The sequence below is a fragment of the Methanomassiliicoccales archaeon genome, from assembly GCA_038740345.1.
Classification (GTDB): domain Archaea; phylum Thermoplasmatota; class Thermoplasmata; order Methanomassiliicoccales; family UBA472; genus JAJRAN01.
Map to the genome: position 1 here is coordinate 1 of JAVYMA010000006.1, position 12,261 is coordinate 12,261.

Sequence of the window (12,261 nt, forward strand, 5' to 3'; positions counted from 1 at the left end):
GATAAAATTTGCCAAAATGGACCAGATGAGAATGATACGTCAGCGGGTTCCGACCGTCTGCGAGATAGGGGAACTTTACCAGGGGAAATTGATCGGACCTCTTCTGAGGTCCATGAAGCAAGTCCACGGGATACGGCCATAGGCATTGCTGATGGTGGTTTGACGTCTCATCTGTTAGGCCTGATCTTAGCTCTCTTCATGTTAATGATATTAGTGGGTTATTGGAGAAGATTGGATTGAATGATTTCTAGTCCTTACTCTCCCGACGATGGCCTTTTATGGTCGTTCAGGGCTGCATGTGATTATGGTGATTGCTTTAGAGGTGCCTCTGCATGGCAATGCGAAGCTCTCCCAGATTCTTGAGCGCATCAACAATGATGCGGAGCTCAGGACCTACTGGAGGGCGAGTAACGTCACAGCCATAGATCGTTTAGGCTATAACGATCATGGCCCGATGCATGTACGCATAGTGGCCCGTTCAGCCCTGAAGATGCTTCGTCTCCTCATTGATGCTGGGGAAGTACCAGACATAGTCAAGAGCTATGCCATGAAGAATGAGGACGCAGAAGTGGTCGTGCTTCTCGCCTCGGCCCTGCATGATATAGGTCACGCGGTGCACCGTGATAACCATGAAGAGTTCTCCGTCGCTCTGGCGCCCGGTGTGGTGCGACGGATTTTAGCTGGCATATATGAGGAGCCGGACATGACTGCTATTTTGGTAGAGGTACTGCACGCCATGATTACGCATCGCAGCGACCTCGAACCCCTAACCCTAGAGGCCAGTGTAGTGCGAGTTGCCGATGCCTTGGATATGGAGAAGGGCAGGGCTCGTATACCATTCAAAACGGGAAGCGTGAACATCCACTCAGTATCCGCCCTGGCCATAGACAAGGTGAGGATCACCAAAGGGGAGGAGAGACCGATAAAGGTGGAGATATGCATGAACAATTCCGCCGGTATATTCCAAATCGATGAGCTATTGAGAGACAAAATCGCTAAAACGTCAATTCGTGATAAGATTACAATAGTGGTGCAAGTCCCCAAGGAAGAGAAGAGGATAATAGAGGAATTGAGGATATGACCTCAATCCGATTCTATTCGTGGAGCCAATAGATAATTTACAGTGCCCTTTCCATCAGCTATAGCAAACTCCAGCTTGACGGGGTAATCATTCCCCAAACTCATGGTCACAATCGTTCCCGCGGGGATGGCCCTGACCATATTGGAGAAGTAATCCAATGGGAAAAGAGACCTTACGCTTTCCTTGCATTCCAACGAGACCAATTGATCCTTTGAGAGCTTCAATGAAACCGAATCAGTATCCCCCTCAGAGACCATTTCAAAGCCGTCAGACTTTGCCATCAAGGCGATATGGTCGGATATGCTCTCCGCGGCCTTGATGCCTTTCTGCAGCTCTTCTGCCGCCACTGCCACTTTGGCGGGAAGGCTGAGGTTCGGAACCTTAGGATCAGACATACCCGTGGTATCGACCAGATTCATGCGCCTCGTCACATTACCAACATTAATCACCAATCTATTCTTATCTTCGTCTTGCTCTAGCGTGATCACATCTCCACTACGGGACAGCCGCAAAACCTCTTTGATCTTGTCCAAGTCTATGCCGAGCTCCGTATCATTGGCGGCATATTCGTCGAAGGCGCTTTTTTCGATCTTCAAATCAACCATTGCCACATGAGCAGGATCTACGGCTTTAAGGGCTACACCTTTGGCATCTACTTTGAACTTAGCTTCGTCCACTAGGGTAGAGACCACATCGACGATGCCCTTGAGCGTCTCAGATTTAACCTTGGCTTGAAACAAAGAATCCCCTTCGTTGGATAATCGCTACGGGTTTAATAAATATTATCTGAACCGTAAACTCTGGACCTAATATTCGCGCCAAGAGGAGGAGCACTTCACACAACGATATATCTTGGTCTCAGGCTCATCGGCGGCGCGCGTCTGCCTAAGCACCCAATAGGCCTCGTTATGACCGCATTTGGGGCATTCGACTGCGGTCTTAGGGAGGGTAGGCGCGTTTCCATCGATTACGGCCATCTCCTTCTGACGCACTTCTGAGACCTTGACAGTCTTACAAATATCTTTTTCCATGTCCGCTTTGCAATTGCACTTCTTGCACACGAACTTATCACTTTTCCTATCGGGTATCATCAATGATCTGCATGAGGGACAGTATTTCATCGTAAAGCGCCTAGGCCGAGTAAAAAATGGTCATATTTAATACCTTCGAGCTCGGAGCCCGTGTTGTTAGCCTTAAATGTACTCCCATCCACCGGGAGATTCCTGCTCCGCAGATTTCACCTTCGGAGACTTTTTACTCGCTCTTTCCACCAAACCACTCATATGACCCTTGGATGCGGGTTTGGCTTTTCGCTCTACCTCTTGTTGAGCCTTTTTCATAAGCCTGATGTTCTTCTTGACATCTTTCTTCTCTAATCGACCATCATTACCAATTCGTTTTTTGCTGATTCGGACTGGAACCTCCGCCTCATCCTCGAAAGAGGCGCTGCCCTCCAAAGGGCTAAGGTCTTCAAAGCTAGGGACCTGCTCCACACGGCGAGAGGGAGAAGTGTATCTGAGAGTTCTAGCTCTGGGGGGAGCTTGGTCCAACGGTGCCTCTCGCCCCACGACTATGTTGGTCTCATGACCGCTGTGCATGGCTATGAACTCCATCTCTCTTCTTGTCTGGTCGGCGATTATTCCGCCAATGTAGGCGAAGGCGATGGTCACGATGTAATTATCCACCTTGAGTAAGGTGATTGACTGCACTGCTCCCATCCAGGATTTGATATACATGGTAGCGAAGGCCAGATATGGCCCTACGAAGGGTATGTTCTGGCCTGCACCATTAATCAAAGCTTCAGGATCTATGACGATGCCATCTATCTGGCTTGGGATTAGTCCAGAATCGAATGCATAGGAGATGACGAAGATGAAAACAAGAGGCATGAGAGCTGCTACGATGGCTCTTCCGGGGGTGCCGGCTCTTCTTCCTCCTACATATCCAGCAATCATTTGCCCAAAAACAGGCAGCCACCATAAAAGCACAGTCAATATGAAGGTGTACTTTGCTGCACTCCAGAAGCTATATGCTACCTTAGCCCCGCGGATCCTCTCGATCTCCTCGTCCTCCACATCATGGAGACGATAGACACCGCTCCTAAGCAGGGAATAAGTTGTCCGCTCTTCCTTCTTGCTCCTGCCGAATCGCAACCCCATCCCTTCAGTCGGACGACTGTCCGACAAAGTGATTATGAATCAGTCAATATAAATGACTTTCCCTTTAGCTGGGAGGCAGCCTCATGCCAAGAAATGTTCATACGCCATATCCGTTTTAACGTGAGCGCTATTCCTGGCCTTTCCTTTCTTCATCGAATAGATCTACTTGTCGGCCCCGACTTGGAAGTGTATAACGAGGGCGACCTTTACCTTAAGCTAATGGCATATCGCGGGACACGCTTATGCTGGTAGAATCTCCGCATGCGCATGAAAACTTTCATTTTATTTTTTTAGACTGATATTGAAGTGGCAACTTGATTCCATTGGGAGGAAATCGATATTATCCAAGATGGAAATTAGGATGAGTTTGGCAGAAAACTCTACATGGAAAATACCCCTGGCCGAAGTCAACGAGGGAAATAACAAAATAAGCCATGCTGTATCAAGGCGTCGCGAGTGCTCTCCACGGTAACAGACCCTGGCCTTGCTTGGTGTTCCATTATCTCCGACATAGGAGTGCCTAGGAACTGAGCCAGCTTCTTCAACCTCTCCAAGGGGAAAGGTTGGTATCCCAACAATATTTGTCTTATGGACCACCCAGGATGCACGCGGGAGCGATACCCCAGCTCCCTACCTAGTTTGTTAATGCTTCCTGCTTTCTCTATCCCTTCTTTGATCAGCATTACTCTGTAACTCGATTGGAGCCACACCTTTTCTGGATCTGAACGGACTCCTCCTCTAGAAAATCTTCCAAGCGCGTATTCATTCACGGGCATTTGATTCTGGTTATTTGATTTAACAATTAATTAATTAAAACTTTTCTCACTAAAAGGGAGAGGCTCCGAACAATTCTGTTAATTTCCACTCCTCCATTCCAAACCTCTCTGGCATATCGTTGGCACTCTCGCTCGATATAAAACACTTTCCGAAGGGCCATATATCACTATAATGCTCCCCGCACCGATAATGGCATATAGATGTTGTAAATTAGCCAACTAGAATAGCATGGCAGTCTTCCGTAAGATCTTGCATCTGCGCACCCAGCATGAGGGAGACATTAAAGACATCACGGGAGAGATCAAAAACGCTGTGCAGGCATCGGGTTTGAAAGAAGGTCTGGCCTGCGCCTTCGTCATGCACTCTACAGCCGCCATTTTCACCATGGAGCATGAACCTGGCCTGGAGAAGGATATGAAGGATGCTCTTCAGCGCATACTCCCTAAGGAGATAGATTATGAGCATCACAAAACTTGGAATGATAGGAATGGCCACTCCCATCTCCGAGCCTCGTTCCTAGGTCCCTCTGTCACCCTGCCGTTTCAGGAAGGAAAATTGGACCTGGGGACTTGGCAGCAGGTGGTGCTCATGGAACTGGATACTAATGGGAGAGAAAGAAAAGTGGTCATTCAGATAGTAGGCGAATAGAATTGTTCGGGACGGATTGAGATGAGATTCAGATTCCTTGGAGGGGCAGAAGAGGTTGGAAAGATAGGGGCATACATCGAGGAAGGAGGAGCCAGCGCCCTAATAGAATATGGGCTGAAGTTGCGGCCCAAGGAAGCGCCAACGCCACCATTACCTCCTCCTCACCATATAGATCATGTCCTCTTAACCCATAGCCACCTCGATCATTGCGGTATGATCCCTTGGCTATGCCGGGAGAATCCAGAGACTAGAATACTCTCGACCAACACCTCCCAAGAGGTAGCCCAGCTACTCTGGCAGGACACCATAAAGATCGCTGATATGGAAGGGTATAGGCGTCCTTTCGAGCCTGAGGACATCCGTTTAGCCATGTCCAGGTTTATCCTTGAGGACTTCGGTCAATCCCTGGATTGGGGAGGGTTCGAGGTTAAACTACACCGGGCTGGGCACATCCCAGGTGCAGCTATGTTCGAGATTAATGGGGTCAGGACATCCTTGTTCACGGGAGATCTCCATACCATATCTACACGCCTCGTCAAGGGAGCAAATCCAGTTAAGTGCGACAACCTATTCATTGAGGCAACCTATGCAGGTCGCAACCATCTCAATTCACGACTCAAGGAAGAGCACCGTTTCATCGAGAAGGTCAAAGAAGTAGTGGATAATGGTGGGAAGGCTATCATACCCTGCTTTGCCGTAGGCCGTACGCAAGAGGTCATGCTCCTCCTCAAGGACCTGAAGCTTAACATGTGGGTAGATGGGATGGGCAAGCATGTCAATCGCATCTACCTTGATGCCGCAGCTCATCTGAACGTCAAAGATTTCAAGAAAGCGTTCAACCGCTTCCGCGCCGTTCGTGTCTCATCCGATCGAAGGAAGGTCAAGAAGGATGCGGACGTCATAGTCACCACCGGAGGCATGCTGGACGGCGGGCCAGTGCTAGAGTATATAGAGGCTTTCCAGAACGATACCAAAACTGCCGTCCTCATGACTGGATATCAGGTTCCTGAGTCGAATGGTAGGCTACTGAAGGAAACCGGCGAGATAGAGGTCCTGACAGAAGAGTCGCGCAACCGGAGCCCTGAGGAGATATTAGGGCCAGTCGAGACAAGGAGGATAAAGGTCAAGTGCCAGGTGGAACAGTTCGACCTCTCCGCGCACGCCGATCATGAGCAGCTCTTAAGGTTCATTCGTGGATGCGAGCCAGAGAACGTGATATTGATGCACTCGGACCAGCCCCAACTCCTAGCCAAGGAGCTGGAGAAGGAGTTCAACGTCATCCTCCCCAAGACAGACCAAGTGATCGAGATCTAACTTCCACCCCTCCTGAGGATGAGTATGTTTATATTCACCGTACCTTATTTTCAACCTAATGAGCAGGATCAGCGAGTACCTCGAGGAAGATATAGGGTTCGGGGACATTACCAGCGAGACCCTTATCGGGGATGAGATTGGTTCTGCCCGCATCAAGGCCAATGAGGATTGCCTCCTGGCAGGCCTGGAAGAGGCCATCGAGGTCTTCAGGGAAGTTGGGGTGAATACCTTCCCCATGGCGCGGGATGGGGAGAGGGTGGCCAAGGGTGAGGACGTGTTGGTGGTGGAGGGGCCGCTAAAGAAAATCCTGCTGGCAGAGCGCCTTGCGCTCAATTTCCTGATGAGGATGAGCGGCGTGGCCACAGCTACGAACAACATTTTGCGGGAATGTCGCAAATACAATCCCCACATAAAGATAGCTGCGACCAGGAAGACCACACCCGGTTTCCGTTATTATGAGAAGAAGGCTGTGGCCATGGGCGGAGGGGATCCGCATCGCTTCCGTTTAGATGATGCCATACTCATAAAGGACAACCATCTGCGTGTGGTCGGTTCCATAACTCAGGCCATCTCCAAGTCCAAGAGCGTATCCTTTAGCAAGAAAGTGGAGGTAGAGGTAGAGACGGTAGAGCAGGCGGTGGAAGCGGCCAAAGCAGGGGCAGACATAATCATGCTGGATAATATGCGCCCTGAACAGGTAGAAGTGGCTTATTTGGCCGTGAAAAGGCTCAACGAGAAGGCCTTGGTGGAGGTGTCCGGAGGCCTATCCCCTGAGACCGCGCCGCACTATGCTAAGCACGCTGACATACTTTCATTGGGGTGGATAACGCATTCAGCTAGGGCTATGCATTTCAATCTTGAGGTAACCTCGGTCAAGCCGCCGCAACAACAGCAGGCCTGATTAGAAATCCAGCTTGGTGCGATGATACCTCAACCCTATCTGCTCAGCTGAGGCCCCGAAGGCCAGTGCGATCATTTCGGGCAGAAAAAGAACAGGGATTCCCTGCTTCTGCCGCAGGTCAAATTGCAGGAAGCAGAAGGGGCAAGGCGTTAATATGCAGTTGGCCCCTGAAGCCTTGAAAAGCTCTGTATTCTCGCGTAAAATGGCTTCAGAGATACGATCCTCTATTCCAGCTAGGCCACCTCCACAACAGCGAGGCCAAAGCTCATTATAGACCACTTGAGCTCCAATCCACTCAGCGAATTTACCTAGGAGCATAGGAGAAAAGTAGGACTCTACACGCAGCAATTTACTAGGCCGTACCAAATGGCATCCGGGATGGCAAGCGAGTCTCAACTCCTTCAGAGGCCTTTTGACCAAAGCATTGATAGCAGACTCCCCCTGGTCCTTTAAGACCTCTGCGATATGCTTCACTTCTACCCCTCCCCGATACTCCAGTCCGATTTGCGCCAAATTTCTATTTATCCTCTCTCTGACGTCTTTTCGCTCTAGGTGATGGATTGCCTCCTTGAATGAAAGGAAGCATCCGTTGCACAGGGAGATGACATCCCTCCTTTCAGTCGAGGCGATTGAGAGCATCCTGCCAACAAACATCAGCCAAGCATCATAACCGAGTGAGCGTAGGCCAATTGGCTCTACGCAGCAGGTAGCTCTGGGAAAAGATAGATAATCGATTCCCATTCGATCAAGGACGAACCTTGAGGATGCCTCGAGGAAGGGAAGTCTTGAGGATATAAGGCATCCAGCATATAGAAAGTAGGAAGGCAAAATCAGAACCTCCCTAATCTGCTTAAAGAGAGAAGGATCTTGAGTTCTTCCATCACCTTCTCATCCACCTCCAGCTCGGGTAGAGAGAACTCGCTTCTCAGCTTTTTAGTCAACCCCGTCCGAGGAAAGGACATCCCGGTCTTTACAAATAGCTTCATTTCCTCCTCAAAATGTGGAGGCCTATTGCCACGAATGGCAGCTGCGTTCCGCAGTAAAGTGATTACATGTGCGGGGTCAGCACCGACCTGACAACGCTCTGAGCAGGAGTTGCACATCAGGCATTTCCAGATATCTTGCTCTAACCTAAGGTCCATGGTCCCTTTGGAAGCCCGTTCCATGATCTCCCGTGGTCTAATGCCACCATACCGTGCGGAAGGGCATACACCCGTGCAATGGCCACATTGATGGCACTTACGTAAGTTTATGTGAGATAATGAATCATGTAATTCCCTTTCTAAAGCTGTATCATATGAAGACTTTTTCACGACCTTTCATCTTGTCTGGGGCTTATGTCATTTTGCATGTCAATTTCCTGCTTATTGATACAAGAACGCTAAACCTGAAGGATCATATTCGGCGAAGATTCTGCGTGATGATTTTCACTCCCAGTTTTGGATTAGTTATGAACTCTCAGCCCGAAACTTACGAAAAGTTTCTCCCACAAATATCATATCACAGATGATATCATCAGTCGAGCATGACAGATTGGATAGAGACGGAGAAATGCCAATTCTGCGGCCAGCAGGCAAAGCAGTTCGCTTTTGCCGCCTTCATATGCGAAAAGGAGGAATGCTTGCAGAAAGCGATCGATGAGCGCGGAGGCCCAGGAGGCCATATCAAGGCCAAGAAACAGATGATAAAGCTGGAAGAGGAGGATTAGCGGGTCTACTTGAATTCTGAGGATGGTCGAAACCCCTTCCTATGCTGCAAATTTCTTTTTAGCGTTATCCTATCCATTCCCATATGCCGGTTTGATTGAAATCTTGACTCTAAAAAGCGTGGATTAAGCCTTCTTGCTTAATCTGGAAGCAGCAATAACATAGAGATCGTCTATCCTTATACTTCTTCTCTCCATCGACACCCATCCCTCAGCGAGACCACAGGTCAGATGAATAAGGCATTTAGGACAAGCTGTAAGGAGCCTATCCGCCCCTGAAGCCAGCGCTTCCTTACCCCTCTGCAACTGCCACTGTCTAGTCATCGCATTGCAATTCACAAAGGACGAGTTGCCGCAACAAGCGGCCATCTCCCTGGAACGAGGCATCTCCACCAGCCTTCCGATGCTGCGGATAAGCTGGCGGGGAGGTTCATACACGCCTGAATGCCTACCCAGTCGGCAAGGGTCCTGAAAAGTGTACACCTCCTCGTTGCGCTCAAGTCTGAGAATTCCTTCTTCAATTGCCTTTGCCACCACCTCAGTGACAGATCTCACATCAAAACTCAGCTTCCCGACCATCTTGGGATAAAGTTGCTTCCAAGTTATCATACACTCAGGGCAGAAAGTCAAGATCTCCCTCACTCCTGATCTTTCCAAGGCCTCGACATTAAGAAAGGCCAGCCTCTGGAAGGTTTCCACATCCCCTAGCCAATAGGAGTCATGGCCACAGCACCTCTCATGCATCAGTACTCGGGGTGCGATACCGCAGGCGTTCAGCAATCTAATCGCGGAACGAGGCATCTCCAAGAGGTCCTGGCGAAGGTAGCGGAATATGACATCGAAGTACGGTGTGCATCCGACATAAAAAAGGGTATCTGAGCTTTGGTCGATATCTATGCCGGACGTTATCCATCGCTGCCTGCTTGGCCTAATTTTGCGCACAGCTGAAAGCCTTTCCAGGACCCGAGGGATGCCACCGTGATTCTCTTCAGGGGGTAGAGATGTAAGAAGCGTCGGTCGAACCTCTCTTACCAACTCATGGAAGGACACGCCGAACTGGCATATTTGTGTGCACTGTTTGCACGTCATGCAGAGCCAAATCTCTTTCTCGGGTGGAATCTTATCTTCCAATATCATCCTCTCTACTAATCCGCGGGGAGAGAACTCCCCCCCTATCTGCGATGCAGGACAAGCGAAGGTGCATCGACCACATGCCACACATTTTCTCGCACCATTCTGTTCCAGTTTAGACAGCAGATCCATCGCTCCCTCCCAAAGGTCCTAATCGATGTAAATTCGCCACGAAATCGTTGACAGTTTGAACAAAGAGATCTCCTTCCGAGGCAGAAACCCAGCGTAGCAGCACTCTCGACGGTTCGATTCCTGCCAGAGCTAAAAGCTCTTTGACCATGGTCACTCTATTCTGGGCATGAAAATTACCTCCTCGATAATGACAGTCACCTGGATGGCAGCCCAGCACCATGACTCCATCCGCACCTGAGATTAAGGCTCGCAGGATCATTCCAGGCGAAACACGTCCGGAGCACATCACTCGCACAATCCTCACGTTTGTGGAGCATTGTCTCCTCGTCATTCCGGCTAAATCCGCTCCTGCATAGGCGCACCAATTGCAGCAGAATGCCACCACCTTAGGATTCCAAGAACCCTCCCTGTCTTGGAAGTTGTGAGATGGTAAAGGTGAATTCTCCATTCATCCGCCCCTGCTGGACCACCGACAGTCTCACCGCTTGAAAAAAGTTCGCTTGAAAGCTCAATCGCTTAGCGTCAATAATCAGTCACAGAAATAATCGTCCACCTCTCTTCTTCTTTTACATCCTAAGCAGTGTTATGAAATGGTTATAATCGAACATATGCTCTACATCTACTCTTTATTCCCAATGGTATCAATGAGCATCTCAAATGCACAACCAATGTAGTTCTAAGGAAGGATGACTATCTTTACCCCTTGACTTTCTTTAACCCTCGACTTGGCAATGCTCATCTCCTTGTTGCCTTGCAGGCTTCTAATTTTCATTAAGGTCTATTAAATGGCAATGAATACAAAATGCTCGAGGTAGCATCTTCCCAATCGGAGAGAAGCGCAAAATCGGCAGTTATGGTTATAGGGAAGCAGATGTTAGCAGTTGAGGATGCTAAAAATTGCGGGTTTCAACCGCACCTCCCTACTCGATTGGGATGGTCGAGTCGCCGCTGTGTTATATCTTCCAGGTTGCAACTTCCGCTGTCCTTTTTGTCATAATAGGGAATTAGTGCTGGAGCCAGAGAAGCTAGAGGAGGTCCCTCTGGAATTGGTGAAGGAATTCATTCGCGAGAACCTGGATTTCTTGGATGGCGTCGTAGTCACGGGAGGGGAGCCAACCATACACAAAGACCTGACTGAGTTGATTCGCACCTTGAGATCTCTCGGGTTGGGCGTCAAGTTGGACACCAACGGCTCGAATCCAGATTTGCTACAGGATTTGATCCAGGCGGGCCTGTTGGATTTCGTAGCCATGGATATAAAGGCGCCCTTAGACTCTCGCTATGAGCATCTAGTAGACGTAAAGGTGGATGTTTCGAAATTAAAACGCTCCGTGGACATTATAATGGAGTCAGGTGTGGATTACGAATTTCGCACTACCATGGTACCGCTTCTTTTAAAACCGGAGGACTATGAGGCCATGGCCGCTTATATCGGAACCGCTAAAAAGTATGTGCTGCAGCACTTCGTGCCGCGCAATACCATAGATCCCAACCTTCGTATCCTAAAGCCGTTGGACGATTCCCAAGTCAAGCTGATAGTTGAGCGCTGCAAACCCTATGTTCGGAAGATCGTGATACGAGGCGGACCCTGAAGATTATCGTATTGAGCACTCAGGACAATATCTTTTTGTAGGCAGCCATTGATTTTTTTCTCCGCGCAAAGCGTATTGCCGACTGGCTTTATTGGAGGATTGGATTTGAACGTTGATAAGAGATTGAAGACCTATATTGAGGGCTTCGACCGGATTCTTGAAGGTGGGATACCGGGCAACCATATAGTATTGGTAGCGGGTACGCCGGGGACCATGAAGTCCTCGATAACATATTATCTCATGTATCATAATGTGCTAGACAACGGTATGACTGCGGTGTATGTGACCTTAGAGCAGTCCCGAGAATCCCTGCTGCGTCAAATGGAAAAGATGGGCATGAGGACGGACAAGGTCAAGGATCGCCTGCATGTGCTGGATCTCAGCATTATACGTAAGAAGCTGCGGGAGGTATCGACTGGAGGCTCATGGATGCAGGTCTTCAAAGGGTATCTCTCCAACCTAAAAGAAAACCTCAAGTTCGACATCTTGGCCATCGACTCGCTGGATGTCCTGGAGACGATGGCGGAAATCGCCAATAGACGTACTGATCTCTTCTACCTCTTCGAATGGATGAGAGACCTTGAAGCTACCATCTTTCTCATATCAGAAGCCTCGGGGGAGCGCTTGCTGGATGGCCGATTTGACGAAGGATATCTGTCAGATGGGATAATCACCTTGAAAATGCAGGTGGTGAGGGATGTAGAGACGCAGAGGCGAATTAGATGCGTGAAAATGCGAGAGACGAATCATGACCCCTCTTATTATTCCCTATTGTTTAGCAATGGAAAGTTCCAGGTGACAAAAGTAATCTCAGAGTGAGG

General features: G+C 49.2%; 16 protein-coding genes. 8 read left to right on the top strand and 8 right to left on the bottom strand.

Features of this window, described 5'->3' with window-relative positions; all coding sequences use genetic code 11:
- A partial coding sequence (locus QW520_03030; protein ID MEM0448778.1) for a hypothetical protein occupies positions 1 to 240 on the top strand: 240 nt, incomplete at its 5' end.
- A 64-nt stretch (positions 241 to 304) separates the two neighbouring features.
- Entirely contained in the window at positions 305 to 1,081 is a 777-nt protein-coding gene (locus QW520_03035) for an HD domain-containing protein (protein ID MEM0448779.1), read from the top strand.
- 2 nt (positions 1,082 to 1,083) lie between these two features.
- On the opposite strand, the gene pcn is transcribed toward QW520_03035, so the two are convergent.
- The 4 genes from pcn to QW520_03055 form a co-directional block, all read right to left on the bottom strand.
- The gene (gene pcn, locus QW520_03040; GenBank protein ID MEM0448780.1) at positions 1,084 to 1,821 is read right to left on the bottom strand and encodes a proliferating cell nuclear antigen (pcna); all 738 of its coding nucleotides are present in this window, start codon (positions 1,819 to 1,821) and stop codon (positions 1,084 to 1,086) included.
- Between the two features lie 66 nt (positions 1,822 to 1,887).
- A complete protein-coding gene (locus QW520_03045; GenBank protein ID MEM0448781.1) occupies positions 1,888 to 2,202 on the bottom strand; it encodes a transcription factor S in 315 nt (104 codons plus the stop codon).
- A gap of 72 nt (positions 2,203 to 2,274) precedes the next feature.
- Positions 2,275 to 3,240 (bottom strand): hypothetical protein, encoded by a 966-nt coding sequence (locus tag QW520_03050; GenBank protein ID MEM0448782.1) that lies wholly within the window; start codon positions 3,238 to 3,240, stop codon positions 2,275 to 2,277.
- A 407-nt stretch (positions 3,241 to 3,647) separates the two neighbouring features.
- On the bottom strand, positions 3,648 to 4,010 hold the full coding sequence (locus QW520_03055) for a helix-turn-helix transcriptional regulator (GenBank protein ID MEM0448783.1): 363 nt from the start codon (positions 4,008 to 4,010) through the stop codon (positions 3,648 to 3,650).
- A gap of 235 nt (positions 4,011 to 4,245) precedes the next feature.
- Between QW520_03055 and QW520_03060 the strand changes: the two genes are divergently transcribed.
- Genes QW520_03060 through nadC form a run of 3 tightly spaced genes read left to right on the top strand, consistent with a single transcriptional unit; the run spans position 4,246 to position 6,880 of the window.
- Positions 4,246 to 4,665, top strand: a complete 420-nt coding sequence (locus tag QW520_03060) for a secondary thiamine-phosphate synthase enzyme YjbQ (protein ID MEM0448784.1) — start codon at positions 4,246 to 4,248, stop codon at positions 4,663 to 4,665.
- A 21-nt stretch (positions 4,666 to 4,686) separates the two neighbouring features.
- Complete coding sequence (locus QW520_03065) at positions 4,687 to 5,979, top strand: MBL fold metallo-hydrolase (protein MEM0448785.1); 1,293 nt, start codon at positions 4,687 to 4,689, stop codon at positions 5,977 to 5,979.
- A 58-nt stretch (positions 5,980 to 6,037) separates the two neighbouring features.
- Positions 6,038 to 6,880 (top strand): carboxylating nicotinate-nucleotide diphosphorylase, encoded by an 843-nt coding sequence (nadC, locus tag QW520_03070; protein ID MEM0448786.1) that lies wholly within the window; start codon positions 6,038 to 6,040, stop codon positions 6,878 to 6,880.
- On the opposite strand, the gene QW520_03075 is transcribed toward nadC, so the two are convergent.
- The gene (locus QW520_03075; protein ID MEM0448787.1) at positions 6,881 to 7,708 is read right to left on the bottom strand and encodes a CoB--CoM heterodisulfide reductase iron-sulfur subunit B family protein; all 828 of its coding nucleotides are present in this window, start codon (positions 7,706 to 7,708) and stop codon (positions 6,881 to 6,883) included. It abuts the gene before it with no gap.
- Between the two features lie 2 nt (positions 7,709 to 7,710).
- Entirely contained in the window at positions 7,711 to 8,193 is a 483-nt protein-coding gene (locus QW520_03080; protein ID MEM0448788.1) for a 4Fe-4S dicluster domain-containing protein, read from the bottom strand.
- A 212-nt stretch (positions 8,194 to 8,405) separates the two neighbouring features.
- Here QW520_03080 and QW520_03085 point away from each other — a divergent pair, with 212 nt between their 5' ends.
- Positions 8,406 to 8,588, top strand: a complete 183-nt coding sequence (locus QW520_03085) for a hypothetical protein (GenBank protein ID MEM0448789.1) — start codon at positions 8,406 to 8,408, stop codon at positions 8,586 to 8,588.
- A gap of 123 nt (positions 8,589 to 8,711) precedes the next feature.
- On the opposite strand, the gene QW520_03090 is transcribed toward QW520_03085, so the two are convergent.
- Positions 8,712 to 9,848, bottom strand: coding sequence for a (Fe-S)-binding protein (locus tag QW520_03090; GenBank protein MEM0448790.1), 1,137 nt, complete (start codon positions 9,846 to 9,848; stop codon positions 8,712 to 8,714).
- Entirely contained in the window at positions 9,832 to 10,296 is a 465-nt protein-coding gene (locus QW520_03095; protein ID MEM0448791.1) for a hydrogenase iron-sulfur subunit, read from the bottom strand. Before QW520_03095 ends, QW520_03090 begins: the two co-directional genes overlap by 17 nt.
- Before the next feature lie 439 nt (positions 10,297 to 10,735).
- On the opposite strand from QW520_03095, the gene QW520_03100 reads away from it, so the two are divergent.
- Positions 10,736 to 11,440 carry an anaerobic ribonucleoside-triphosphate reductase activating protein gene (locus tag QW520_03100; GenBank protein MEM0448792.1) on the top strand — a complete coding sequence of 235 codons (705 nt, stop codon included), beginning with the start codon at positions 10,736 to 10,738 and terminating at the stop codon, positions 11,438 to 11,440.
- Positions 11,441 to 11,545: 105 nt separating this feature from the next.
- Positions 11,546 to 12,259 (top strand): ATPase domain-containing protein, encoded by a 714-nt coding sequence (locus QW520_03105; protein ID MEM0448793.1) that lies wholly within the window; start codon positions 11,546 to 11,548, stop codon positions 12,257 to 12,259.
- The last annotated feature ends 2 nt before the right edge of the window (positions 12,260 to 12,261 follow it).

Coding starts and splice junctions, on each gene's coding strand:
- QW520_03050 (MEM0448782.1), bottom strand. CDS start 3,240: ATGGGGTTGCGATTCGGCAGGAGCAAGAAGGAAGAGCGGACAACTTAT.
- nadC (MEM0448786.1), top strand. CDS start 6,038: ATGAGCAGGATCAGCGAGTACCTCGAGGAAGATATAGGGTTCGGGGAC.
- QW520_03090 (MEM0448790.1), bottom strand. CDS start 9,848: ATGGATCTGCTGTCTAAACTGGAACAGAATGGTGCGAGAAAATGTGTG.
- QW520_03095 (MEM0448791.1), bottom strand. CDS start 10,296: ATGGAGAATTCACCTTTACCATCTCACAACTTCCAAGACAGGGAGGGT.
- QW520_03045 (MEM0448781.1), bottom strand. CDS start 2,202: ATGAAATACTGTCCCTCATGCAGATCATTGATGATACCCGATAGGAAA.
- QW520_03100 (MEM0448792.1), top strand. CDS start 10,736: ATGCTAAAAATTGCGGGTTTCAACCGCACCTCCCTACTCGATTGGGAT.
- QW520_03035 (MEM0448779.1), top strand. CDS start 305: ATGGTGATTGCTTTAGAGGTGCCTCTGCATGGCAATGCGAAGCTCTCC.
- QW520_03060 (MEM0448784.1), top strand. CDS start 4,246: ATGGCAGTCTTCCGTAAGATCTTGCATCTGCGCACCCAGCATGAGGGA.
- QW520_03065 (MEM0448785.1), top strand. CDS start 4,687: ATGAGATTCAGATTCCTTGGAGGGGCAGAAGAGGTTGGAAAGATAGGG.
- QW520_03085 (MEM0448789.1), top strand. CDS start 8,406: ATGACAGATTGGATAGAGACGGAGAAATGCCAATTCTGCGGCCAGCAG.